This is a genomic window from Arthrobacter sp. GQ119 (genome assembly GCF_059759125.1).
Genome location: NZ_JCAXEA010000002.1, coordinates 82,704 through 107,311 on the forward strand (window position 1 = coordinate 82,704; position 24,608 = coordinate 107,311).

23 protein-coding genes and 1 pseudogene are annotated in these 24,608 nt (G+C 63.0%); 12 read left to right on the top strand and 12 right to left on the bottom strand.

The window, feature by feature from the left end; all coding sequences use genetic code 11:
• Positions 1-146: 146 nt before the first annotated feature.
• Genes AC6CH3_RS02275 through AC6CH3_RS02285 form a run of 3 tightly spaced genes read right to left on the bottom strand, consistent with a single transcriptional unit; the run spans position 147 to position 3,645 of the window.
• Complete coding sequence (locus tag AC6CH3_RS02275) at positions 147-1,829, bottom strand: ArnT family glycosyltransferase (RefSeq protein ID WP_498130913.1); 1,683 nt, start codon at positions 1,827-1,829, stop codon at positions 147-149.
• On the bottom strand, positions 1,826-3,118 hold the full coding sequence (locus AC6CH3_RS02280; RefSeq protein WP_498130914.1) for a glycosyltransferase: 1,293 nt from the start codon (positions 3,116-3,118) through the stop codon (positions 1,826-1,828). Before AC6CH3_RS02280 ends, AC6CH3_RS02275 begins: the two co-directional genes overlap by 4 nt.
• A gap of 2 nt (positions 3,119-3,120) precedes the next feature.
• Complete coding sequence (locus AC6CH3_RS02285; protein WP_498130915.1) at positions 3,121-3,645, bottom strand: GtrA family protein; 525 nt, start codon at positions 3,643-3,645, stop codon at positions 3,121-3,123.
• Positions 3,646-4,319: 674 nt separating this feature from the next.
• On the opposite strand from AC6CH3_RS02285, the gene AC6CH3_RS02290 reads away from it, so the two are divergent.
• Together AC6CH3_RS02290 and AC6CH3_RS02295 are read left to right on the top strand one after the other, a co-directional pair.
• The gene (locus tag AC6CH3_RS02290) at positions 4,320-5,375 is read left to right on the top strand and encodes a hypothetical protein (protein ID WP_498130916.1); all 1,056 of its coding nucleotides are present in this window, start codon (positions 4,320-4,322) and stop codon (positions 5,373-5,375) included.
• 448 nt (positions 5,376-5,823) lie between these two features.
• Positions 5,824-6,555 (top strand): LacI family DNA-binding transcriptional regulator, encoded by a 732-nt coding sequence (locus AC6CH3_RS02295; RefSeq protein ID WP_498130917.1) that lies wholly within the window; start codon positions 5,824-5,826, stop codon positions 6,553-6,555.
• Positions 6,556-6,601: 46 nt separating this feature from the next.
• Here the strand turns inward: AC6CH3_RS02295 and AC6CH3_RS02300 are convergent, their stop codons facing one another.
• The 3 genes from AC6CH3_RS02300 to AC6CH3_RS02310 all read right to left on the bottom strand — a co-directional run bounded on the left by AC6CH3_RS02300 (position 6,602) and on the right by AC6CH3_RS02310 (position 8,773).
• A complete protein-coding gene (locus AC6CH3_RS02300) occupies positions 6,602-7,243 on the bottom strand; it encodes a GntR family transcriptional regulator (RefSeq protein WP_498130918.1) in 642 nt (213 codons plus the stop codon).
• Between the two features lie 11 nt (positions 7,244-7,254).
• The gene (gene cuyB / locus AC6CH3_RS02305) at positions 7,255-8,103 is read right to left on the bottom strand and encodes a cysteate racemase (protein ID WP_498130919.1); all 849 of its coding nucleotides are present in this window, start codon (positions 8,101-8,103) and stop codon (positions 7,255-7,257) included.
• 163 nt (positions 8,104-8,266) lie between these two features.
• On the bottom strand, positions 8,267-8,773 hold the full coding sequence (locus AC6CH3_RS02310; RefSeq protein ID WP_498130920.1) for a MarR family winged helix-turn-helix transcriptional regulator: 507 nt from the start codon (positions 8,771-8,773) through the stop codon (positions 8,267-8,269).
• 94 nt (positions 8,774-8,867) lie between these two features.
• Between AC6CH3_RS02310 and AC6CH3_RS02315 the strand changes: the two genes are divergently transcribed.
• The 3 genes from AC6CH3_RS02315 to AC6CH3_RS02325 all read left to right on the top strand — a co-directional run bounded on the left by AC6CH3_RS02315 (position 8,868) and on the right by AC6CH3_RS02325 (position 11,306).
• On the top strand, positions 8,868-9,917 hold the full coding sequence (locus tag AC6CH3_RS02315; protein WP_498130921.1) for an LLM class flavin-dependent oxidoreductase: 1,050 nt from the start codon (positions 8,868-8,870) through the stop codon (positions 9,915-9,917).
• A gap of 58 nt (positions 9,918-9,975) precedes the next feature.
• Positions 9,976-10,350 carry a DoxX family protein gene (locus tag AC6CH3_RS02320; RefSeq protein ID WP_498130922.1) on the top strand — a complete coding sequence of 125 codons (375 nt, stop codon included), beginning with the start codon at positions 9,976-9,978 and terminating at the stop codon, positions 10,348-10,350.
• An 89-nt stretch (positions 10,351-10,439) separates the two neighbouring features.
• Complete coding sequence (locus AC6CH3_RS02325) at positions 10,440-11,306, top strand: universal stress protein (protein ID WP_498130923.1); 867 nt, start codon at positions 10,440-10,442, stop codon at positions 11,304-11,306.
• A gap of 347 nt (positions 11,307-11,653) precedes the next feature.
• On the opposite strand, the gene AC6CH3_RS02330 is transcribed toward AC6CH3_RS02325, so the two are convergent.
• The 4 genes from AC6CH3_RS02330 to AC6CH3_RS02345 all read right to left on the bottom strand — a co-directional run bounded on the left by AC6CH3_RS02330 (position 11,654) and on the right by AC6CH3_RS02345 (position 16,525).
• Positions 11,654-12,694 (bottom strand): hemolysin family protein, encoded by a 1,041-nt coding sequence (locus AC6CH3_RS02330; RefSeq protein ID WP_498130924.1) that lies wholly within the window; start codon positions 12,692-12,694, stop codon positions 11,654-11,656.
• On the bottom strand, positions 12,687-14,048 hold the full coding sequence (locus tag AC6CH3_RS02335; protein WP_498130925.1) for a hemolysin family protein: 1,362 nt from the start codon (positions 14,046-14,048) through the stop codon (positions 12,687-12,689). The genes AC6CH3_RS02330 and AC6CH3_RS02335 overlap by 8 nt, the downstream gene beginning before the upstream one ends.
• Before the next feature lie 156 nt (positions 14,049-14,204).
• On the bottom strand, positions 14,205-14,936 hold the full coding sequence (locus AC6CH3_RS02340; RefSeq protein ID WP_498130926.1) for a response regulator: 732 nt from the start codon (positions 14,934-14,936) through the stop codon (positions 14,205-14,207).
• Positions 14,933-16,525, bottom strand: coding sequence for an ATP-binding protein (locus AC6CH3_RS02345; protein ID WP_498130927.1), 1,593 nt, complete (start codon positions 16,523-16,525; stop codon positions 14,933-14,935). Before AC6CH3_RS02345 ends, AC6CH3_RS02340 begins: the two co-directional genes overlap by 4 nt.
• Positions 16,526-16,727: 202 nt before the next feature.
• Here AC6CH3_RS02345 and AC6CH3_RS02350 point away from each other — a divergent pair, with 202 nt between their 5' ends.
• From AC6CH3_RS02350 to AC6CH3_RS02365, 4 genes are read left to right on the top strand one after another with little or no spacing between them, the layout of a single operon-like run.
• Positions 16,728-17,729: a Bug family tripartite tricarboxylate transporter substrate binding protein gene (locus AC6CH3_RS02350; protein ID WP_498130928.1), complete on the top strand. Its 1,002-nt coding sequence runs from the start codon at positions 16,728-16,730 to the stop codon at positions 17,727-17,729.
• 5 nt (positions 17,730-17,734) lie between these two features.
• Positions 17,735-18,277 carry a tripartite tricarboxylate transporter TctB family protein gene (locus AC6CH3_RS02355; RefSeq protein ID WP_498130929.1) on the top strand — a complete coding sequence of 181 codons (543 nt, stop codon included), beginning with the start codon at positions 17,735-17,737 and terminating at the stop codon, positions 18,275-18,277.
• Positions 18,270-19,925, top strand: a complete 1,656-nt coding sequence (locus tag AC6CH3_RS02360; RefSeq protein ID WP_498130930.1) for a tripartite tricarboxylate transporter permease — start codon at positions 18,270-18,272, stop codon at positions 19,923-19,925. The genes AC6CH3_RS02355 and AC6CH3_RS02360 overlap by 8 nt, the downstream gene beginning before the upstream one ends.
• Entirely contained in the window at positions 19,922-20,317 is a 396-nt protein-coding gene (locus tag AC6CH3_RS02365; RefSeq protein WP_498130931.1) for a universal stress protein, read from the top strand. The genes AC6CH3_RS02360 and AC6CH3_RS02365 overlap by 4 nt, the downstream gene beginning before the upstream one ends.
• A 203-nt stretch (positions 20,318-20,520) precedes the next feature.
• Here the strand turns inward: AC6CH3_RS02365 and AC6CH3_RS02370 are convergent.
• Together AC6CH3_RS02370 and AC6CH3_RS02375 are read right to left on the bottom strand one after the other, a co-directional pair.
• A pseudogene (locus tag AC6CH3_RS02370) lies at positions 20,521-20,790 on the bottom strand (IS256 family transposase); the annotation flags it as partial.
• Between the two features lie 486 nt (positions 20,791-21,276).
• Complete coding sequence (locus AC6CH3_RS02375) at positions 21,277-21,672, bottom strand: winged helix-turn-helix transcriptional regulator (RefSeq protein WP_498130932.1); 396 nt, start codon at positions 21,670-21,672, stop codon at positions 21,277-21,279.
• Between the two features lie 86 nt (positions 21,673-21,758).
• On the opposite strand from AC6CH3_RS02375, the gene AC6CH3_RS02380 reads away from it, so the two are divergent.
• The 3 genes from AC6CH3_RS02380 to AC6CH3_RS02390 all read left to right on the top strand — a co-directional run bounded on the left by AC6CH3_RS02380 (position 21,759) and on the right by AC6CH3_RS02390 (position 24,588).
• A complete protein-coding gene (locus AC6CH3_RS02380) occupies positions 21,759-22,364 on the top strand; it encodes an NAD(P)-dependent oxidoreductase (RefSeq protein ID WP_498130933.1) in 606 nt (201 codons plus the stop codon).
• Positions 22,365-22,759: 395 nt separating this feature from the next.
• Positions 22,760-23,668, top strand: coding sequence for an ABC transporter ATP-binding protein (locus tag AC6CH3_RS02385; protein WP_498130934.1), 909 nt, complete (start codon positions 22,760-22,762; stop codon positions 23,666-23,668).
• Complete coding sequence (locus AC6CH3_RS02390; RefSeq protein ID WP_498130935.1) at positions 23,668-24,588, top strand: ABC transporter permease; 921 nt, start codon at positions 23,668-23,670, stop codon at positions 24,586-24,588. The genes AC6CH3_RS02385 and AC6CH3_RS02390 overlap by 1 nt, the downstream gene beginning before the upstream one ends.
• The last annotated feature ends 20 nt before the right edge of the window (positions 24,589-24,608 follow it).

Genomic DNA, 24,608 nt, shown 5'->3' on the forward strand with positions numbered 1-24,608 from the left:
AGTGTGAGTACGGCTGGCACTTGTGGAACCGATACTCGTTGAGGGTGTCGGCAGGTGTGGTGTGGTCGGGCAGTCTTTCCGCCGGTTGGCGAAGTCCTTCGCTCCCAAGTGGATCCAGCCGGCGAGCCTGTTGTGACGGCTCGTGATCATGGAGTGATGGTCGCGGTCGGGGCCTGGTCCGGATGCCCACGCATCCACTCCGGGTCGACCGGGTCCATGTCCGGATTCACCTTCAGCAGACGAACCTGATGGCCAACAGGGCCCCAGGCCTTGACGAGCTCGCTGTGCGAGAGAGCGGCATACGCGAGAGGAGCTTTCTCCTTGCTGAGGATCTCGCCTCCGACGAACACCTCCATGGCGCGGCCCAGGAAAATGTAGTCGATGTCCTCCCAATCGCCGGGCAGGTTCTCTCCCCGGGCCACAGGGTCCCTATCGAGCTTGAAGTGCCACAGCGGACCGGACCAGCCGTCCGGGCTCCACCCCATCCTCACCATGTCGTTCCATACGTTACCGTCAGTGAGGACCGTCGTGTTCCGAGGGAGGTTTGCGTCGACGTAGGCGAGCGCCTCCTGGTACGGAATGTTCTGGTTCTCGGTAACAGCACGGGTAGACGCAGCTGCCCATGAGGGAGCGATGACGAAGGCGGACGCAGCGACCAAGGCTGCGACGGCCGCACGGCCGGGCCACTTGATCGCTCCCTGAAATCGAAAGCCTGCGGCGTGCCAGAGCTTCCAGGCGAGGTAGACGACGATCAACGCGAAGAACGGCAGTGGCGTGATGATGTACATCGCGGGGATATAGCCGCCGCGCAGCGCCACGATCAGGTACACCACCGGAACGAGCGCGATGCCACGCGCCTGTCGGAAGAACAGCCCTACTAAACTCAGCAACATCCCCGCGATGACCAAGTACGGGTCGTGCCCCAGCCAATCCTTGAGGGTTTCGTTCGCACCCGAGCCATCCGCGAACATAAAGCCTGCACCGCCGCGCCCGTGAAGCTGCCACACTATGGCCTCCCAGAGCGAGACGTGGCCGGCTCCAGGGAGCAGTTCGTTCTTGATAATCGCGAACAGCACCCATCCGCTTACCAGGAACGCCCCGGTTCCCAGGAACCCAACGAAGGAGAAAGTACGGGTCCGAGCCCACGAGAAGACCCACAGTGCTACCAGGATCGCTGGCAAAGCCACGGCCGCAGTCTCCTTACTCAGGACCGCCATCCCGAACGCAGCTCCCGCCGCGACATGGTGGTGGAGCTTGGGCTTACCCGTGACCAGCATGAAGCAGGCCAGCAGCCACACCATGGAGATGTTGTCCAGAAATATCTGTCGACCGTAGTGGATTGTTATGGGAGAAAGTGCCCAAACCAGCGGAGCCAGGAGGGCAACGGGCTTGGGCAGACCGAGGTTGCGCGAGATCTTGTAGATCAGCGCAGCTGAGACGACCGCGATCAGGGTCATCATGCCGCGTCCTGCCGTCTGGACGGGGACGTGATCGCCGCCACCCCAGACCCACTGGAGGGGCTGGAGCAGCACGGCCATCTGGATCCAGCCGACTGGCGGGTGGTCGTACCAGTACGTGTAGTGCGCCACGTCTCCGTGGTTGGCGACTGACCATGCCTGCGCGAAGTACGTCCCCTCGTCGTCGTTGCCGAACTCCGGGTATCCCTTGAGATTGACGCCGTAGAGGATCGCCACGAGCGTGAGGACCAGGGTCAGCGGGATCATGCTCAGCAGCAGGAAGCCGAAGCCCTGCAGAGCAGCGTGCGGCCTACCCGAAGGACGCGCCACCACCACGGGGATGGTGGGAGTGGTGTCCTGGGTCGCGGTCACGCCTTAACCTCCTGCGTCAGAGCGTTGATGGTGCTGGTGGCGGAGACGGCCAGGTGTGTCCCGGTGTGGGGAGTCTTGTCCCAGCTGAAGTTCCGACGCCGGAATTTGACCGCGGCGGCTACGGCGGAGTAAAGGAGCATGGCCTGGTAGAACGGAGTCGAGACCACCAGGAGCACGTAGTCGCGTAGTCCGATCTTGAAGTTCATGTCACGCCCGAACTCGCGCAACACCAGGATCTCGAAGACCACAGTCAGCAGCAGGGGGATGAGCGGCACGTAGGTGATCATTACGATGCCCGCAGGGAGCGAGAGCGCGACCGCCGTCACGAACGCGATGGGCAGGAGCACTCCGGCGAGCGCCATGGCGTGCTGCTGGACCAGTGTCCACCAGCCGCCCAGGCGACGCTGCCAGGTGGGGAGCTTCTTCCACTCGCCCTTGGCCAGTACCTGCATGAAGCCGAGACTCCATCGGGTCCGCTGTTTGACGAACGCCTTGACGGTCGTCGGCGCCTCTTCGAGCGTTGTGAGCTCCGGGTGGTAGACGCAAACGATGTGCTTACCCATGGCCGAGAGCCGCACGCCGATCTCGCAGTCTTCAGCGAGACAGTCGCCGTCCCAGCCGCCCACCTGCTCAAGGAGGTGACGCCACACAAAGACTGTGTTCCCACCCAGCGGGATGAACCCGGAGTTAGCGTGCCCGTGCAGGCGCGACCGGAACCAGATGCGGTACTCCAGACAGTTGCGCAGCGTGAACCAGCGACTCCGGTAGTTGACCAGGTGCACCGCGCCCTGAACGACGTCTGCGCCAGTGAGATGGAAAGTGGCATCGATGTGAGTGAGCAGTCCGGGAGCGGTCAGGGACTCAGCATCGATGATCCCGACGATGTCCCCGGTGCAGAGCCGGAGCGCCGAGTTTAGCTGACGGGGCTTGTTTTTGACTGGGTCGGCATTGACCGACACCTTGATGCGTTGCGGGTATAGAGCAGCGAGCATCCGGGCGCGATCGACCGTGTCCACGTCGTCGTCGCCCACGGAGATCACGATCTCGACTCGACAGTGAGTCTGGTCCAGCAGCCGCTGAATAGTAGCAACCATGACCTCATACGGTTCGTCTCGGCAGGGAACGATGACCGAGAAGGAATGCCGACTGAGTACGCCGTCGGTTGGGAAGTTGGTTGACTCGTAGTTCTCGGGAGTCCGCCATGCGTGGAGCATCCACCACAGTGTTCCTACGCAGACTGCGAACAGCAGGACAGTGCCGAGCAGCAGAAAGAAGATCAGCACGCTCATGCCTAGACCTCCTTCATACGGTTGTCGGGTGCGCGGTGGCGGGCGACCCGCTCGACCAGCTTGGGACTGTAGACCACCCTGCTCACGAAGAGGAACCGGGCGACGAATGCGCTGGCCAGCGTGACCGCGTGGGCAAGCAGTGCCCAGACGTGCATCGTCTCGACCAGGAGGATCAGGAACGGCATCCGGACCAGCACCTCGGCGTTGTTGAACAGCAGGTGCTGAGTCAGGCGGTCCCACCAGGAGTTGACCCCGTCCCGCATGTCGCGGAATACGAACCGCTCCTGAAGCACGAAGTTGTGCACGATCGAGATCTCGGCGGCGATGACCGCGGCGACCACGTAGTTGATGTCGAATAGGCCGTGGACGAGCAGTGCCGTGACGAGCAGGTTGAGCACGGTCCCGAGCGCTCCCACCGCGGCGAACCGGGTCATTCGGCCCATCCGGAGGAGCGGCGTCTGGTAGACAAGCTGAACTCCGTTGCGGTCAAGCTGGATCTTGAAGCCGCGGGGACGCTGCCGCTTCATGTCGCGGACCGTACGAAGCGGAAGAATCTGGTCATGGTGTCGGTCCAGACGGGCCGCAGGGATGACACAACGTTCTCTTGGGAGCATCGCTGCCCGCCTTGACATCCGTCATGGTAGCTCCCGGTGAGTATTCGCAGTCATGTCTCCAGGCAGGCGTGCTGCGATGGCGCTGAGGTCATAATCGTGTGCTTCGACGCCGGCACTCTCAGAGGTGTCAGCTCGGAGTACCGTCTGCCCTTTGGGGACACGGTTCATGGCCATCAGCCCCTGACTCTTGGTGTGAAGAGGTCATCTGCCCGAGCTAGCGGTGGTGACCGCTGCCGCTTCAGGACTTCGTGTTTCAGCGCCGGTTGCCGACGGTGGAGCCAGCCTAGGTTGGCATTAGCCGACCGGACACAGTAGTGAGTACCTGTTTTAGGCAGGGGGCTACTTGGATCACTCGCTTCGCGCGACGGTTGTTCGCGCGCTTCGGTTTCCTAGGGCCCGGTTTCCGGGGCTGTACACGACTGTTGGCTGGGTATCGTCACCGCCACCCAGAGTGCAGCCGACCTCGCTGGGTGAGCCTGACAGGGGCGCGTGTTCACTTCGGCGACGCATTGCCTTCCCGTGCGTGTGGCCTGCGGCGGCTAGCTTCGGCCCTATCACCAACCCAACAAGATGTGACGGAGCATGCCATGCCAATTCCTACACCTGCCCGAATCCTGGGTGCCGCTGCTGCACTTTCTCTCCTGCCCTCCTTCACTTTCGCCGGCGGTGCCGTTGCCGACGATCAGGGCCGCCAGCCTCATCCGGACTCTTTCTCCTTCGGCGTGATCGGCGATGTACCGTACGGTTCCGAGCAGGTTGAGCGCTTTCCGCAGATGGTCACGGAACTGAACACCCAGGACGAGCTGCGCTTCGTGGCACACCTGGGCGACATCAAGGCAGGATCGGCCGAGTGCAGCAACGAATACTTCGCCGCCATCAAGGCCCAGTTTGACCGCTTCGAGGCGCCGCTGGTTTACACCCCGGGCGACAACGAATGGGTTGACTGCCACCGCGTCAACAACGGTTCCTACAACCCCTTGGAGCGCCTGGATGAACTGCGCGAGCTGTTCTTTGCCGAGCCTGGCAAAACACTCGGCGGAAACATGCCCGTGAAGTCGGCTGATCAGGCGGGGCTGCCTGAGAACGTCACCTTCGCAGAGCAGCGTGTGGCCTTCTCCGTCGTCAATGTCCAGGGGTCGAACAATTCGCAGCTGCCGTGGACCGGGCTTGGACTTGACGAACCCACTACCGAGCAGCTGGCGGAAGTCCGGTCCCGGACGGCGGCGGACGTCGCGCAGCTGAAGCAGACGTTTGCCGACGCCCGGCGGACCAACGCCCGTGCCGTCGTCGTGATGACCCAGGCCGACATGTTCGATCCCTACATGCTCTCCCAGGGAGTAATGGAAAACCCCGAGCTGGTCAGCGGCTTCCGGCCGATCGTCGAAGCCATCGCGCAAGGTTCCCGGCAGTTCGGCGGGCAGGTGTACCTCTTCAACGGTGACTCCCACATCTACAACGACGACTCGCCCCTGGCTGCGGGATCGCCATGGCTTGAGGTCTACGGCCAGGAAACCGTAGGCAACCTGCGCCGCGTGACGGTGGAAGGCGCGGCCACGTCCAACGAATGGCTGCGGGTCACCGTTGCTCCCAACGCGTCAAACGGAGAGGCGCTCAGCTGGGAGCGTGTGCCGTACAGCTCCTGAACGGAGCCGCCCTACAGCGGCAATGAAACGGGCATTAACTTAGGGAGTGCCGGGCATGGGCCTTCGACGAGTGGTGATGGCACACCACCAACTCGGGTGGGCAGGTCGGCGCTCCGGAGCTCTCCTCCAAGGTTTTCAGAACCCCGGCGGCGCATTATGGACTCTGTTCGACGCACAGATAGTCGTGCAGGCTTGGAGGAAGTCATGGCCGCCCGGACACCTTGATCCCACAGCCACATACTTGCCGCGGAGGGCGTATTTCCCGGCACGTCCGCCATGTGTGTGCCCATGCCGGCTTGGGATTCAGGGGCCGGGGCGCTCTACATCCCAGCGTATACAGCCGGCCGTCCGGCGGGGATGTGACGATGGATTTGCCTGACGACGCCGACGGTACGGCTGGGACACTGCTCGAACCATCACCGACTATCCACACAATGACGGCTGAACTATGAAAAATGGATCAAACCCGACTATTCGTGATGTTGCCGTCCAGGCCAGGGTCTCGCTGACCACGGTGTCCTACGTGCTGTCCGGACGGCACGGCGGTACTACCAGGATTAGCCAGGCCACCCAGGACCGGGTGATCGCTGCCGACGCCGAGCTCGGGTACGTGCCGAACCAGGCGGCCCGGGGCATGCGCTTGGGCCGGACAGACCGCGTCGCCATTGCCATCGGCGACCTGGAGTGGCCGCCGGACCGCGCCCTGGCCGCGGCGGCCGCGGCCATCCTTCCGAAGCACGGCTACCAGGCAGTCATCATTCTGGGCAGCGCATGGCGGCAGTTCATGCTGTCCGGCGGTGCAGACGGAATCATTGTGGGTGCCCTGCCGCCCCACGAGGCGGACGACAAAACTGTCAGCGAACTCGCCAGGCGCGGAGTCGCACAGGTGATCATTTCAGCGGTCATGCAGCCCGCCGGCTTTGACGTACTGGTCCCCGGCGTCGCTGATCCTGCAGCGGCCGGCGCGGGGGCAGAGTCGATTTCTGAGCTGGCCGTGGACATGCTCGCGGACCGGCTGGTCGGAAATGCACCCGCCCACGGTGTGCGTGGCCGCGCCGAGGCGGCTGACGATGCGAGGTGCCTCCCTCGACGCTTACCGCGAGGCTCCTTCCGGTGCGGGTGCCTTCTCACGGATTGCCCGCACGTGAGCCCTGCCCGCACCCAGGGCGTGTCTCTCTAATGCAGTAAGGAGGCATGCCTGGCGCGCGCCGGGACGTGCACGAAGCTCAGCTGGAGAGTTCGTTGGTGTCGAACAGGCCGCTGATGAGATCGCCCAAATGCGACCAGTGTTCGCCGGACATGGCGGCAGCCGCGCGGGCGTCGCCCCGTTCGCATGCTCTGAGCAACTCTTCGTGATGGTTGATGGTTTCCTCGCCGCCAAGGAGCCCTGAGAATTTTCGGTAGAGAATGCGGTGCAGTTGCGGATGCAGCTGTTCGATGATGCGTGCAACGACGGGGTTGCCCGCCGCTTCGATGATGACCTGGTGGAACGCATCGTCAGCGGCAAGCGCTTTTGGGACATTCTGTCTTTGAACCGCTGCCGCAAAATTCTTGTTCGCCCGACGCATGGAATCGAAGTCTGTCGCGGTCAGCTTTGGAACCGCAGCTTCAACGGCGAGCGAATCAAGGGCTTTGAGAACGGCGAGGTTGGCCGCCACGTCGGCCTGGTTCAGGGTAGAGACTCTGGTATATACCCCGGGCTTGGATTCGACGAGCCCTGTTTCGGCCAGACGGGTAAGTGCCTCCCGGACCGGCGTCCTGCTGAGGCCGAGCATTTCCGCCAGGTCGGCATCCTTGATCTTTTCGCCGGGAACAAGATCGCCGCGCACAATGGCCTCGCGCAGACGCTCGTACGCGGCATCACTCATTTTTGGGCGGTCTACTGCGCTTTGTCGGACGAGCGGCATATTGGATACTGTACTCCGCCTCCCGCGCAGGCCAGCACCCGGCGCACAACCGCATCGGCCAGGATCTGTGCCGGGTCTACCAAGGGGAGCCCTATGTCGTCAGGGGCAAGTCCCAGCGGAATCTCGGTACATCCTCCGATAATGACTTGGGCGCCGGCACTGATCAGGGACTCGGCGGCGGCGATCAATGGCAGCCTCACTGACTGCGCGCTCCACCCTGCTTTGATTCCGCGAATGGATGCCATGACCTGTTGCTCTTGGACATCGTCCTCGGGTGACAACACGCTGATGCCCTTACTTTCCAGCCATGCCTGATACAGCCCCGCCTTCTGAGTTCCTGTAGTAGACAGCAGGCCTACCTGCCGCACCGCAGGGACGAGTGCTTGAATATGGTTCGCCGTCTCCTCGATCATGTGAATGATCGGAATGCTCACCTTGGCCTGGACTGCCCCAAGGAACGCATGGGCTGTGTTGCAGGGCACCGCGAGCATGCCCGCACCTGATGCCTCGAGCAGCCTGGCACCTGCGATGAGGGCCGGCGTCGGATCTGCCCCCTGCAGGAGCAGGGCTTCGGTCCTGTCCGGAATCGTTGGATCAGCCCAGATAAGGACCCGGAGATGCTCCTGGTCAGTGCTCGCCGGAGTTGCCTGGACCAGTTTCAGATAGAAGTCCGCGGTGGCCACCGGGCCCATTCCCCCCAGGATGCCGACGACGTGCCGTCGTCGGTGAGAATCCGCTGACGCAACCCGCCCAAAAAGGGGTGCCGGGCGGATACGGTCGCTGGAAGTTGCCTGCGCCGGCCCTTTGATCTGGATGCCCATGATGATCTTTTCGCCGAAGTGGAAGTATTGAATCCAATATATTGCATGTTGCATCTCGAGGGAAGGGGCCTTGGAGCCCCTGCTCGACCGAGGCCGGCCAATGCAGGCAAAAAAGCCTCCGGACAGTGACTGTCCGGAGGCCCGTAGCGGCGGTGTGGAGAACTTAACGCGAGGATGCTTTGTCTTCCTGGTCCGACAGGATCTCTTTCAGGTGGCGCCGCAGGCTCAATGCAACTCTGTGGGCAGCTTGCAGGTCCTCGGGGGAGAGGGCATCGACGAAGAGTCTTCGGACCAGGCGCAGGTGGGGTGCTGATGAGCTGCGGAACGTCCGGGCGCCGTCGTCCGTGAGCTCGATCTCTGAACCGCGGCTGTCTTTGCCCGATCGGTGCCGCCGCAGGAGCCCCCGGTTCTCCATGCGCCCAAGGTGGTGGGACAAGCGGCTTCGTTCCCAGCCGACCGTCTCAGCAAGCGCCGACGATCGCATCCGGTGCCCGTCGGCCTCATGCAAAGCCAGGAGCACCGCGTAATCGCCGGGTGAAACCTGCGACGTGGCCTGCAGTCCGGCCGCCAATGCTTGCCGCAGCGCCTCAGCGGTCTCCACGTAGTCACGCCACACGGCCAGCTCAATCGGATCGGGACTTTGCCTGTCACTCTTTTTGGTTTGATTCATCGCACACGGCCTTTCGCTTGACGTGGCAACAATACCGGGTTCATGATTGACACGTCAATTATCTGATTGACATGTCAAGTAGAGGAGAAACCCCATGAGCGAAGTGATCTTCGGCCTGGACACATTCGGTGATGTCCCCCTCGACGATGCAGGGGTACCGGTCACGCATGCCCGCGCCATCAGGCAGTTGGTGGATGAAGCCGTGATAGCGGACCAGCTGGGCGTGAACGTCTTCACTGTCGGTGAGCACCACCGTCCGGAGTACTCCGTATCCAGCCCGGAGACGGTGCTGGCAGGAATGGCAACCCGCACTTCCCGCATCCGTCTCGCATCCGGGGTGACGGTGCTCAGCTCAGACGACCCCGTGCGGGTGTTCCAGCGGTTCGCCACAGTGGATGCGCTCTCCAACGGCCGCGCCGAAGTCATTCTCGGCAGGGGATCGTTCACCGAGTCATTCCCCCTCTTCGGCTACGACCTCAGCGACTATGACGTGCTCTTTGAGGAGAAGATCGAACTCTTCGCGCAACTCCTCGAAGAGAAGCCCGTGACGTGGAGCGGCACCGTCCGGGCATCCCTGACCGAGGCCGATGTGTACCCCAAGACCGAAGCCGGCTTGAAGACCTGGGTGGGTGTGGGCGGATCGCCCCAATCCGTGGTCCGCACCGCGAAATACGGGTTCCCCCTCATGCTTGCCATCATCGGGGGCCAGCCGGAGCGGTTCGCCCCCTTCATCGATCTCTACAAGCGGGCAGCCGCGCAATTCGACACGACGGCGTGGCCCGTGGGGATGCACTCTCCGGGGTTCATTGCCGACACAGACGATGAGGCCAAGGAGATTTTCTGGCCACACTACAAAGTGGTGAGGGACCGCATCGGCGCCCTCCGCGGATGGCCACCCGTCAGCCGCGACGAATTCGAGGCCGAGACGCGGCACGGCTCGATGTACGTCGGGTCCCCGGAGACGGTAGCGAAAAGAATCGCACGCGCTGTCTCCTCCCTCGGCGTCGGCCGCTTCGACCTCATCTACACGTCCGGAGCACAGCCAATCAGCGCACGCCTCAAAGCCGTCGAACTGTACGGCAGCAAGGTCGTGCCCATGGTCCGCGAAATGCTCCACGAACGGCCGGGGACAGCAGCCGCATAACGGGCTGCGCCGGCACCCTGAGCGCAAGCAACATCATCTCGAACGAAAGAAGATCATCATGAACATCATCCTTTGGGGCATCACCTCCCTGCTCACACTTCTCTTCCTCGCCGCTGGAGCGATGAAAATCGCACAACCCAAAGCGAAGCTCGCCGCCTCCGGGCAGGGGTGGGTTGAACACTTCTCCGAGGGTGCCGTCAAGCGCATCGGCGCAGTTGAGCTCCTGGGCGCCCTGGGCCTGATCCTGCCGGCTGTGCTGAACATAGCCACCGTCCTGGTGCCAACGGCCGCGGCCGGCCTCTTCCTGCTGATGACTGGCGCGGCCATCACCCACGCCCGGCGGGGAGAAGTACCAAACGTCATCGTCAACAGCGTCCTGGGCATCCTGGCTGCCGTTGTCGCCATTGCGCGCTTCGGCCCCTACAGCCTCTGAAATCGGAAGTCCAGCAGGTACTTGTCCCCGGCGCCACCCAAGAGAAGAGGCGGTGCTGGCATAGGCCATCTGCTCCGCTATCGTAAGGTATGGCGAATACGATTCTCGTCGGAATTGATGGTTCCCGTGAAAGCGCCGTGGCGGCGGCCTGGGCGTTGGCGGAAGCGGAAGTCCTTAAATGGAACATCGTGTTCGCTCATGCTGTGCCTCCGGTCGATGTTGCAGACCCGCATGTTGAGGCGGGATACTTCCGGGGAGCTGTAGGTGAAGCGGAACGGACCTTCAGGCCGTTCCTGGCGGACGCTGAGGCAAGAGGCATTCCCGCAGAAGGCCAGGTCCTGGCAGGCCGTGCTAAGGACGTACTGATCCGTCTGTCATCCCGGGCAGGGCTCGTGGTGGTCGGACGCCGTCATCGCACCGGTTACACGTCGCGCTTCGGCAGTGTCTCCGCGGCTTTGACGGCACATTCTTCGTGTTGGACAGCTGTGGTCCCGGAAACCTGGGGTCAGGACCGATCGGCCTCAGCCAGTATTCCGGCTTCCGGCAGGGGAAATTTTTTCGGTCATGTCATCGTGGGCGTAGATGAAGGCCCGGAGGCGCCAGGTCTGCTTGCCGTGGCAGCGGAGATGGCGCATCGGCACGGGCTGCCATTGAGCGCTGTCACCGTCGCCCCGGACGGCGCAGCGCGGGGCAGCGCTCCCTGGCTCCAGGATCTCCTCCTTCAGGTCAGGGAGAAGCACCCCAAGCTACAGTGCGCCAGCTTCACCCTGACGGGCACTGCGTCCGATCAAATCACCGAGGCCGCACGCGGCGCCCGGCTGTTGGTTATTGGATCGCGCGGTCTCAGTGGCATTCCTGGAATCGTTCGCGGGTCTGTCAGCCAGGCCATTCTGGAAAGTACGTCCTCGCCGGTCTTGGTGGTACCTTCCCGGCCGCCCTCACGTAAACACAGTTGAGCCGATGACCGCTCCCCGGGGGTCGCTGATGAGCCGTGGGAGGCCAGCAGCCGGTGGGCTAAGTGCCGTGTCCGTCTGGTCGTGGTGTCAGGACATCATCAGAACAAAGCGGGCCAGGGTGCACAGGATGCCGACGGCAGTTGCTCTGTGGTGCTGGTCCACGGACAGCGGTATTTGGTGATGACCCAGCCTGTGATGATCAGGGGATGTCGGGGACGAAACCGACCCAGGTCATGAGTTCCAGGATGGGACCCATGAAGTCAGCGGAAGGTGACATGGTGCTCCTGGCGAGCGGTGCCCGGCAACGGTGCTGTTACCGCTGCCGGGCACCAAAACGATGTTGATTCTCAAGCGCTGGTGGCGTCCTGCACTTCGCCCACGAGCTCTTCGATGATGTCCTCCAGGAACAGGACACCGGTCGTGTTGCCGTGGGCGTCAAACACCCGGGCCACGTGGGCTCCGGTGCGCCGCATCGTGGCCAGCGCGTCCTCGAGTTCACCTCCGCTGAATGCGGAGGCGAGGCGGCGGATCCGCTTGGCCGGAACGGGCCGGGTGAAGCTCTCCGCTGTGACCAGGTCCATCACGTCCTTGAGGTGCAGGTATCCGGAGGGGACGCCGTCGTCATCGGTGAGGATGTACCGGGAGTAGCCATGCTCGGCCACCGCGCGCTGGATATCCGCCGGCGTCGCGGACGCGGGCAGGAGCACCATCTCACTGATGGGCACCTCCACATCCGCCACGGTTTTGGCGGTGAACTCGAATGCCGCGCTCAGGGTGCCCGTGGTGTCGGTGAGCATGCCATCGCGGGTGGACTGCTCCACGATGTTCGCCACCTCGTCCAGCGTGTAGGCGCTGGTGGCCTCGTCTTTCGGTTCCACCTTGAACAGGCGAAGGATGGAGTTCGCGATGCCGTTCAACGTCCAGATCACCGGTTTGAAGATCCGCGCCACCATCACCAGGGGCGGGGCCAGGATCAGCGCCGCGCGGGTGGGGACGGAGAACGAGATGTTCTTGGGAACCATCTCGCCCAGGACCACATGAAGGAAGGTCACCAGCAGCAGTGCAACAACGAAGGCGATGATGCTGATGGCCTCGTAGGAAAGGGACGTCAGGCCCAGCGGGATCTCCAGCAGGTGGTGGATGGCCGGTTCGGAGACGTTCAGGATCACCAGCGAACAGACCGTGATGCCCAGCTGGCTGGTGGCCAGCATCAGCGTGGCATGTTCCATGGCCCACAGCGTGGTCTTCGCAGCTTTGCTGCCGGCCTCGGCCTTCGGCTCGATCTGGGACCGACGGGCCGAAATGACGGCGAACTCGGCACCCACGAAGAAGGCGTTGACCACCAGGAGCACCAACAGCCAGATAATGCCGGGAAGATATTCACTCATGGGTCAGCTCCGAGGTGAGGCTATCGATGATGCGGTCATGGGGGCTCTTGGACGCTTCCTGTGAACCGTCCGGGGTGAAGCGGATCCGCTCCACATGCGTGCCCAGGACGCGCTCGACCCGGAGCGTCCCGCCGGCGATCTGCACTTCATCGCCGAGTTCGGGGATGCGGTCCAGCTGGTCCGTGACGAAGCCTGCGATGGTGTCGTAGTCCTCGTCATCCGGGACAGTGATGCCGGCCCGGTCAAGCAGTTCGTCCGGGCGCAGGGACGCGTCGAACGTGATGGACCGGCCTACCCGGACCACGCCGACACGCGCCCGGTCGTGTTCATCCTCGAGTTCGCCCACGATCTCTTCCACCAGGTCCTCGAGGGTGACGATGCCGGCGGTGCCGCCGTGCTCGTCCGAGACGATAGCTACCTGCAGGCCCTGCTTGCGCAGCAGGACCAGGAGCGTGTCGACGCCCATGGATTCGGGCACGCGAAGCGGGTCGATCATCAGCTCTGACGCGGTGACGCGGGCCCGGTCTTCCAGGGCCACGGCGAAGGCTTGCTTGACGTGCAGCACGCCCAGCACGTCGTCGCGGTCCTCCCCGATGACGGGGAACCGGGAGTAGCCGGTGGTTTGGGCAAGGGCGACGATTTCTTCGGCCGTGTCATCGACGTTGACCGCGGTCATCCGCACGCGCGGTGTGAGGACATCGGCGGCGGAGTGTTCGGAGAAGCGCAGGGTGCGGTGCAGCAGCACTGCATGATCCGCATCCAGGAGGCCTTCGAGCGCGGAGCGCCGCACCAGCGAGCTGAGTTCCTCCGCGCTGCGGGCGCCCGAGAGTTCTTCCTTCGGCTCAATGCCGAAAGAGCGAATGATCGCGTTTGCGGTGTTATTGAACAGCAGGATCACAGGCTTGAACACGGCGGTGAAAAGGGCCTGGAACGGTACCACCACCTTCGCCGTAGCGAGCGGCAGGGCCAGGGCGAAGTTCTTGGGCACCAGCTCGCCGATCACCATCGAGAAGATGGTGGCAAGGAAAATACCGACGACGGAGCCCACCGCCGGCACGGCGCCTTCAGGGAGTCCGGCAGCCAGCAAGGGGCCGCTGAGCATCCGGCTGATGGCCGGCTCGAACGTGTAGCCGGTCAGCAGGGTTGTGATGGTGATGCCGAGCTGCGCACCGGAAAGATGCGTCGAGGTGATCTTGAGGGCCTTGATGGTGGGCCCAAGGCGCTTTTCGCCGCGCGACTGGCGGGCTTCAAGGTCGTTACGGTCAAGATTGACCAGCGCGAACTCGGAAGCAACAAAGAAACCGGTACCGACCGTGAGAACAAGGCCGATGCCGAGCATGATCCATTCATACATTCGGGCGCCCCTCTCCTGCGGTGGCCGGTGAACCGGTCAGAAGGTGGAGGGGCTTGGGCATATGTGAAGGAGGGTCATCCATAATGTTCCATTCTACGTGACACCCGCAGAGCGACCGGCGGCCGGTCAGTGTCTGGGCGGATGACCCCCGAGCGGTTAGTTTCCCGTCCACAGGTAGAACTTCTCAGGGCGTCCAGCAGCACCGTACCTGTGGGTTACCCGCACGTTGCCCCGCTCCACCAGGAATTCAAGGTACCTTCGCGCGCTCACGCGTGCAAGGCCCAGCCGCCCGGCAACCTCGGACGCCGAAGCACCTACGGAGGCGGCGCGAAGGTCCGCCTCCACTGCCTGCAACGTTGGTCCCGACAACCCCTTGGGGAGGGGTTCCTGGGCCGTCAGCATGTGGGTCGGGGCAGGGAAAGCCGCCTTGGATGGAGTCGAGGCCAGCAGCCGGTCAATCCGGTCCTGATCCAGGGGTGCCGATTCACCGGACGTATGCGCCAGGATGCTTGCACGATGCTCCACGTAGTCGTCCAACCGCTGGAGCAAGACCTTGGAGTTGAACGGTTTGATCAGATAGTGCAGCACACCGCCAGCCATGGCGGCGCGCACGGTTTCGAGCTCGCGCGCCGCAGTGATCGCGATGATGTCCACAGGATCGCCGGGAAAGGTCCGCAACGTCTGCAGGACTTCTATGCCTGACATGTCCGGCAGGTGGACGTCCAGCAGCACCAGTTCCGGCTTCAGTTCCCTGATCATCTTCAGGGCCTGGTCGCCCGAGTAGGCAACACCGACAACGTCGAATCCGCCGTGCGCCAGCAGAAAGCCGGTGTGCACACCGGCAACTTCCTGATCGTCATCGACAACCAGCGTGCGTATGAGTGTCACGATGCGGGCATCCCCTTGAGGGCGGCGTGACGTTCGACCCGGCTCAGTGTCACGCTGATCTGAGCGCCGCCGAACATGGACCGCTCAACCGAGACCGCCCCGCCGCGGCGCAATGCCACTCGCTGAACCAAGGCCAGCCCAATTCCTCGGGACCCAGCATTCGCTGCGTCCTTGGTGGAGAACCCTGAGGAGAAGATGAGGTCGCGGATTTCATCGGGGATGCCCGGTCCGTCATCGGAAACCACTATGGAGGAGCCATCATCATCGGAAGTGAGCCTGACATGGATGGTCCCGTTTGATCCGATGGCTTCCAAGGAGTTGTCGATCAGGTTTCCCAGCACCGTCACAGGATCGGTGGTGCCGTCAGGTGTGAACGTCGATGCCGGATCAATAGCCAGGGTAATTCCCTTTTCCTCGCAGATGGTGCTCTTGGCCATCAGGAGACTGGCTGTGTCCGGATCGGTGATGCCCGGAGACATCTCGCCGGAGATGACAGAGCCGCCGTGCCCGGACCGGGAGATAAAGTCCACTGCCTGGCTGGTCCGTCCAAGTTCCAGAAGCCCGGAGATAACGTGCATTTTGTTGGAGAACTCATGTGCTTGCGCCCGAAGCGCTTGGGTGACGTCGCGTGCACCGTCAAGATCCGTCAGCAGTTGGTGCAGCTCGGTGCGGTCACGCAGAATCAGGACGCTGCCTACTTTCCTGCCGTCCACGCTGGCGCCGCTGGCGCGGGCCAGGAGAATACGTTCGCCAACCAGCACCACCCCATCGCTGTCGTCGGTGCTGTCGAACTTTTGGGCCAGTGCAGGTTCCAGCACTTCTCCAACCGGACGGCCGACTGCCTCGTCATCAAGCTCCAGCAGCCTCTTCGCCTCATCGTTGAGAACCGCGATATTACCCCGCTCATCCGCCGCCACGACGCCCTCGCTGATGCCATGGATCATGGCGTCACGGGTTTCCAAAAGCGCAGCGATCTCCTCCGGCTCCAGCCGATAGATGCGTCGCCAGATCAGGCGCGAGATCCATATGGCCCCGGCCGTTCCGGCAAGGGCGGCGGCGATGAGCCATATCAGCAACTGCGGCAGGTCCTCTTGCAAATCCGCGGCCAACGCCGACTCGAGGGTGCCTACCGAGACGGCTCCAATTATGTCGCCCTCGGCGTCCCGGATGGGCACCTTGACACGCCACGATTCACCCAGGGTTCCGGTCTGGGTGCCCACAAAAACCTCACCGGACAGGGGTATGGAGGGGTCGGTGGACACTACGTGCCCAATCAGTTCGGGGTTGGGATGCGAGTAGCGGATACCGGTGTCGTCAGTAACTACCACATACGTCACCTGAGTGGACTGGGCTATCAGCTCAGCAATCGGTTGGATGGTCTCACTGGGATTCGCATCCTCAAAGGCATCAACGATTGACGGCAGGCGCGCGACGGAAAGAGCCACCCCAACCATGCGGGACTGGTACTCGTCGCGGATCTGCTGCTCCTGCATCCGCACGGCCACGGAGCCTGTCACCAGGACAATGATCAGCACAATCAGCAGCTGAAGCAGGAACAGCTGCGATCGAAGCGACATTGACCGGATCATCTTGTAATTGTGACACGTTCACTCGCGGTCGACGGGGCGTGCAGAAGCGCCGCAGAAAGGCCTGGCAGCCAGGCGTTCGGAAGCATGACCACAATGACCAATAAATACGTTGTGTCCGTATTGTTTCCAGCCTGTTGATCGCCTCTACACTGACAATGAAGTTGTGGTGAGGTGCATCACATCTCCAGGAGGAGTAGGAACTATGAAGCTTAACAGCTCGATGACGCGCTTTTCGGCTCTGGGTGCGGCTGCCCTGGCGTCGGCGCTTGCTCTGACAGCCTGCACCGACGGCGGTGGTGCCGGCGCAGGTACTGATACCGGGATCGACAGGCTCAACATCATTGTTCCGGCCGATCCTGGCGGGGGGTGGGACCAGACCGGCCGGGCCATGCAGAAGGTTCTGCAGGACAACGATCTGGTGGGCAACGCCTCGGTGGAGAATGTCGGCGGTGCCGGCGGCACCAACGGCCTGGCGAAGCTGGCCACCGAAAGGGATCCCGACACCCTGATGGTGATGGGCTATGTCATGGTTGGCGCCGTGGAGACGAACGCAGCCGAGAACCGCATTGAAGACACCACCCCGATCGCAAGGCTGACGGAAGAACCACTCATCGTGGTCGTTCCAGCGAACTCACCGTACACAACCATCGATGATCTGGTGGCGGACATCAAGGCGAAGGGCCAGCGTGTGTCCATCACCGGCGGCTCAGCCGGTGGTGCGGACCACATTCTGGCTGGAATGATCCTGAAAGAGGCCGGTGTAGCTCCCGAGAACCTCAACTACATTCCGTACTCCGGTGGTGGTGAATCACTCGCGGCGCTCCTGGGCAACAAGGTTTCGGCCGGCATCTCAGGTGTTGGCGAGTACGCCGAGCAGGTCAAGGCCGGCACTGTGCGCGCGCTGGCTGTCTCCGGCGAAGAACCAGCGGCGCAGCTGCCCGAAGTCAAGACCCTCAAGGATCAGGGCATTGATGTCGTCCTGACCAACTGGCGCGGAGTTGTCGCGCCGGGAAGCATCGATGAGGCCCAGGCAGAGGCACTGACCAAGCTCGTGACCGACATGGCCGGGACCGAGGGATGGAAGGAAGCCTTGAAAACCAATAACTGGGCGGACGCCTTCATTGCCGGCCAGGAATTCGACGTCTTCCTGAAGGAAGACATCACCACAGTGAAGACCACACTCACCGACATCGGTCTGCTCTAGCCATCATGAGCACTCAAACAAACCGGCCGGCCGAGGGCGGCGTTGCCGCTCCGGCCAGGCCGCTTGGAGAGCTGATCTTCGCGGCCCTTTTCATCTGCATCGGCATTGTCGGATTCGTGGCGGGTGCGGCCATACGCACCCCTCCCTCCGCAGGGGTGGTGGGCCCCCAGGTATTCCCCTTCATCGTGTCTGGAGGCCTGGTACTGCTCGGCGCAGGATTGATCTTCCAGCTGCTCCGCGGCCACACCGGCGCGGCCGAGGAGGGGGAGGACATCGACCCCAACGTCAAAACCGACTGGCTGACAGTGGCCAAGCTGGCGGGTTTCCTTGCCCTGCACTTGTTGCTGATCGAGCCTCTTGGCTGGCCTGTTGCGGCTGCCCTGCTTTTCTTCGGCTCGGCATGGTCCCTCGGAGCGAAGCCTTGGTGGCGAAATGCCATCATCGCCGTATTGCTGGCCCTGGTCCTGCAGTTTGTCTTCGCTGGACTGCTGGGGGTCTCACTTCCGGCGGGGTTCCTGCTCGAAAGGATTGCGATCTTCAATGGATAACTTCATCTCCCTGCTGGAGGGCTTCAGCGTTGCGATGCAGCCGATATACCTGCTGTATGCCTTGGGCGGCGTGCTCGTCGGCACAGCGGTGGGCGTGCTTCCAGGCATTGGCCCGGCCATGACGGTGGCACTGCTGATGCCCATCACTTACAGCCTCGATCCCACAGCGGCGATTATCGTATTCGCGGGCATCTACTACGGGGGCATGTACGGCGGATCGACCACATCCATCCTGTTGAACACGCCCGGCGAGTCAGCGTCCATTGTGACGGCCCTCGAAGGCAACAGGATGGCGAAGGCAGGCAGGGGAGCGGCTGCACTGGCCACGGCGGCCATCGGCTCCTTCATAGCCGGCACCATTGCCACCGTTCTGCTGAGTTTCCTGGCACCGTACGTTGCCGCGTTTGCCGTGCAGATTGGTCCTACGGAGTACGTGGCACTGATGATCGTTGCCTTCCTGACCGTTGGTGCACTGCTGGGCCCATCAGTGCTGCGGGGCCTGGCATCCCTGGCACTGGGGCTCTTCATCGCCCTCATGGGTGTTGACGCCATCACCGCCCAGCAACGTTACACTTTCGGCAGCCCGTTCCTGGCGGACGGGGTTGACGTGGTGCTGGTGGCCGTTGCGTTGTTTGCGGTGGGTGAGGCACTCTATGTGGCTTCCCGTCTGCGCCATGGTCCCATCAAGGTCATCCCGGTAGCCGGCCGGTGGACCACATGGATGAACCGTGAAGATTGGAAGCGGTCCTGGAAGCCTTGGCTGCGTGGAACGTTCATCGGTTTCCCGGTCGGCACTATTCCGGCGGGCGGTGCCGACGTTGCCACGTTCCTCTCCTACTCTTCCGAGCGGAAGCTTGCCAGAGGGGAGCACAAAAAGCAGTTTGGTAAGGGCGCAATCGAAGGGGTTGCAGGGCCGGAATCGGCGAACAATGCGGCCGCCGCCGGTGTACTGGTTCCTCTCCTGACTCTGGGTATCCCCACCACCGCGACGGCTGCCATGATGCTGGTGGCTTTCCAGCGCTACAACATTCAGCCGGGTCCGCTGCTGTTCGAGGTTGAGGGTGCACTGGTTTGGGCACTGATTGCCAGCCTCTACGTGGGCAACCTGATGTTGCTGGTGCTGAACCTGCCGCTCGTGGGCATCTGGGTGAAGATCCTGCAGATCCCGAGGCCGTACTTGTATGCCGGGATCCTGGTTTTCGCCGCGATGGGCGCCTTCTCGGTGAACTTCACTCCCGTGGATGTGTTCATCCTGCTGGTCCTGGGTATACTCGGTTTCTTCATGCGGCGGTACGGCTATCCCGTTGCACCCATGGTGGTGGGCATCATCCTCGGACCCATCTTCGAGGACCAGTTGCGTCGGTCGCTGGCGATTTCGCAGGGCAATCCGGTGGCGCTGGTGAGCACCCCGATCGCAGCCAGCATCTATGTGGTACTCATCGTCATCTTTGTCCTGTCCTTCTGGTTGAGGCGTCGGCAACAGGTACTAGAGTCTGAGGTTGTCGGCCCTGCCGTTGAGGTCCCCGCTGCCGGGACCTCCGGGGAGGCAGGTCAACCGCAGCCGGAGGCGCAGGCTGACAACAATGCGTCGGAGAAGGACTCAGGCGAGCGGCCGGAATCCAGCAAAGCAAAGGAAACCAGACAATGAGCACCATCGTAGTGGGCTATGTTCCCAACTCCCTTGGCGATGCTGCAGTGGCTGCGGCCGTGGACGAGGCGCAGCGGCGCGGCGCCTCGCTGCTGGTGGTCAACACCACCCGCTCCGACAGGTTGGTGGACCCCGGTTACGCGGACGATGCTGATATTGCCGGGTTGGAGGAAACTCTGAAGTCCTCAGGTGTGGAGTACATGGTGCATCACGGCAGCTCGAATGAAACTGCTGCCGAGGAGGTCCTGGACATGGCGGCAAAGAGCAAGGCGGATCTGATTGTCATTGGTCTGCGCCATCGCACGCCTGTGGGGAAGCTGATCATGGGCTCCACGGCCCAGAGTATCCTGCTCGGTGCCCGCTGCAACGTACTCGCGGTGAAGCTGGCATAAGTGCGTTAGGACATCAGGTGACGGCGCCGGGGTTTTCCCTGAAGGAAGGGTCGGCGTCCTGACCGGATTTCATTCCGTGAAGCCCTGTCCGCTAGGGGTGACGATGTCTGTGTGCAGGATGTGCGGGAATCGCCGGACGGGCTGCCGAGGTCAGGAGCTGATCTGCGCCGGCCCGTCCGGTCCGAGCCGCCCATACAGTAAAGGACCACGATTTGATCGATCCCGTCCAGACGCCGTTTTCGCGTGGGCACGATTTACCGGCTCGAACGCGCCTCCCGATCCCGGGCACCTCAATCTCGAAGGGCCGATCTCGGTCAGCTCGGTTTCCAGCGCGGTCTCCAGCACATTCCTCGTGAGCTGGTTGAGTAGCCCGCCCAGGCCTACCAGGCTCACGCCATGTTCCTTGGCCTGCGCGAGCAACTGCTCCGCAGCTCCTTCTGATCGATGGTCTCTCCCGTTACAGGATCGATCATCACCCCTGCTATTGCGGTCGTGGACTCTGACACGGCCGTCTCCTCTCGGATCAGGACGGACCCCACACACCGTTATTCAGACAGTCCCTTCACCGACTGTCTATCGACCAACGAGCCTTTCACCGTCTGGGCGGAGTTCCCCGGCAGGCGATACATGCCGGTACAGGGTCTGCCGGGTGATGCCCAGTTCAGAGATCGCTGACTTTCGTGTTGGGTTAGCCCATTGATGCCATGGCGAGCCGAAGTTTCGCTGGAGTCATTTTGTAGTTCGGAGATCGGTTCGCGTTTGAATTCGGCCAATGCGGTGCAATTAACTGATCCTGGGGCGTGCTCACCCGGGTGATTGCAGCCCTCCTTGCCGTGGACATGCTCGGGGCGGTGTTCCTCGTGCACGCACAGTCCGGTGTTTTCGCCTCAGCCGGGGTTAAAACGGACGGCGGCTAAAACCGTTGCCGTTTATGCGCAGCAAGGTCAGCTTGGGTTCCGTCAGCTTCCTGCCAGGAGTTCTTCGTCCCGGGCGTCGTCGTACATGTCGCGGGCTTGGAGGATATTGGGGACGTGGTTCTCTGCCCAGTCCCGCAGTTGGATCAGCGGACCAAGCAGAGAACGGCCCATCTCCGTCAGTTCGTAGTCCACGCGGGGAGGGACCCGCGCATGGACTGTACGGCTGACAAGGCCGTCGCGTTCCAGGGAACGAAGCGTCTGCGTGAGGACCTTTGGCGTTACGGTGCTGACCATCTTCCTCAGCTCGGTGAAGCGCACGGGCCCGTCGGCGAGCAATTGGATGACCAGCGACGCCCATTTATCGCCGATGCGCTGGAAAATCACGCGTGAGGGGCAGTTCGGATCGAAAATGCTGGCAGGGGCGCTGCTGGTATCCATATGGTAACTATGTTCCTTTGAAGCTATCAGTATCGAATAGATACCGTGGGGCTGTACCGCAAGGATACCAACCCCTAGGAGATCAAGTGAAAATCGCAGTCTACGGAGCCACCGGCATGGTCGGCAGCCAGATCGTCAACGAATCCCTCACGCGTGGGCATCATGTGACAGCCATCTCCCGCAAGGGTGCAGATGTTGCCGGGACGCAGGCGAGGTCAGCTGACCTCGCCGATGCCCGGACGTTCGTAGAGATTTCCGGAACCCATGACGCCGTCGTGCTGGCGACCGGCCCAAGCCGAACCGGCGGCGACCATAACGAGTGGCTTTCGGCCATGAAGGCTGCCTACGCCAGTGCCGGAGACACCCGGCTGCTGATCGTGGGAGGTGCGGGTGCCCTGGAAGTCGACGGCGTCCGGCTCGTTGACACCCCTGGTTTTCCGGAAGCCTACAAGGCTGAGGCCCTTACACTGGCAGCCGCCTATGAGGCAGTCAATGTTTCCCCCTCGAACCTGGAGTGGACCATGCTGGCGCCGGCTCCGCTGATCCAGCCCGGTGAACGAACCGGCAAGTACTCCATCGCGAAGGACTCCCCGGCCGGTGCCAGTATCTCCACGCAGGACTACGCCGTCGCCATGCTCGATGAGATCGAAAACCCTGCTCATCGGCGGACCCGCTTCACGGCCGCCAACTAAGCCCTGCGGCGGCACGCGCTGCTGCCCTTGATGTAACAATCGGGAGCGCCGGGCAGATTTTCTGCCCGGCGCTCCCGCGGGATGCCTTGTGACGTCTCCAGTCACGCCCCGTAGCCCTCCTTAACGTCCGCGACACATTGGCCGGCAGGCGGGCATACATCCCCTCTGCGGAACCGAACAGGTCGCCATATGTACCCCTTCTTACGGTCTGTTGCGCGGTGTGACCGACGGGCGCCCGTAGGCCGGGAACGGCTTCCTGACGCGGCGCATTACGTCCGGTTTCCCCTCATGACCAGGCTCTTCAGCCCCTGGATTCATCTCTGCTCTGATGGTGGACACGAGCCAACCACCGCCGCTACGACGACTCCAGACGACCTGCTGAAGGGAACCCATCCATGACCCCCGGTACCGGCCCCATACCGAAAATAAGCCTGCAGAACATCACCAAAAAATTCACCGTCCGGCCAACGAAAGAGAATCCGGAAGGCTCTGTCCTGACGGCCCTCGACGGAATTTCCCTCGACGTTTCGGCGGGGGAATTCATTACCCTCGTTGGTCCGAGCGGCTCAGGCAAAACCACGCTTCTTGACCTGCTTGCCGGCCTGAGTAAGCCGGACACCGGCAGGGTACTCGTGGACGGCCGGGAAGTCACGGGACCTGGCCGGGACCGCGCCGTCGTTTTCCAGCAGTACGCGCTCTTCCCCTGGCGGACCGCCGCCGCGAATGTCTCCTTCGGCCTCGAAGGACCGGGCAGCGACGGGAATCGCCTCAGCCGGAGGGACCGCGCCCGCAAGGCCAGCGAATACCTGGAACTCGTGGGCCTGGGCGGCTTTGAGGACCGGTACCCGCACGAGCTGTCCGGCGGAATGAAGCAGCGCGTGGCGATCGCCCGGAGCCTGGCCTATGAGCCGGACGTCCTTCTCATGGATGAGCCCTTCGCGGCGCTCGACGCCCAAACACGCGAGCAGCTTCAGGACGAACTGCTGCGCATCTGGGCCACCACGGGCAAGACCGTCATCTTCATCACCCACGGCATTGACGAGGCCGTCTACCTGGGCCAGCGCGTCGCGGTCCTCAGTTCCCGTCCGGGCCGGCTCAAACAGATTGTTGACATCGATCTGGGTGACCGCTCCGGGGACGAGGACGTCCGCTCCAACGCGGCCTTCGTCGAGCACCGGCACCAGGTCTGGTCGCTCCTGCACGACGAGGTCCGGCGGGCCCAGCAGGCCGGCCACGCAAAGATCCAGCCTGACGGTTCAGCCCCTGATGAGGCACCGGTCCCTTCCACCGGAAAGGCAGCATGATGAGCACTTCCACCCTGACCAAAAACCAGCAAACCCCGGCCGATATCACGGGCCCGGCAGCCGCCACAGCGGACGCCACACAAGGGAACCGGCCGGTTGCCGGGATACCCGGGGCGGCCGCCGCCAGGTTCCGCTCCGGCGCCCGGTACGCGGGGCGCATCCTCTGGGCCTCGGGTGCCATCCTCCTGTTCCTGCTGCTGTGGGAGCTCGGCCCCACGTATCTGGCACCCGCCTCCACGCGGGTGTTCCTCCCGCCGCTGCATGTGGTGCTCGAAGCCCTGGCATCCCTCGTCGAGAAGGGCCAGCTGCAGAACCACCTGGCGGCAAGCCTGAGCCGCTCGGCCAGCGGCTTCGGCATCGCCGTGGTGGCCGCCGTGGCCCTGGGACTGCTGGCTGCCTGGTACCGCTCCCTGGACAGGTTCCTGAATCCGCTCCTGGAGGTCTTCCGGAACACGGCCGCGCTGGCGCTGCTTCCGGTCTTCACGCTGCTCCTGGGCATCGGGGAAACCTCCAAGATCAGCATCGTGGCCTACGCGGCGTTCTTCCCGGTGCTGCTGAACACCATCGCCGGCGTCCGCACGGTGGATCCGCTGCTCATCCGGGCGGCCCGCTCGCTCGGACTGTCCAGCTTCCGGCTCTTCCAGAAAGTCATCCTGCCCTCAGCGGTACCCACCGTCTTCACCGGAATCCGGATGGCCGGAACGTCCTCCATCCTCGTACTCATCGCGGCCGAGATGGTCGGAGCCAAGGCGGGCCTGGGATACCTGATCGTGAACTCACAGATGAGTTTCCTCATTCCGGAGATGTATGCGGGGATCCTGACTGTTTCGCTGCTCGGCCTGCTGGTCAACTACCTGCTCGTCGCCGTCGAACGCCACTTCTCCCGCTGGCGCACCGCCGTCGGATCGCAAGCCGCCTAGCGGCGCCCACCCGCACACCG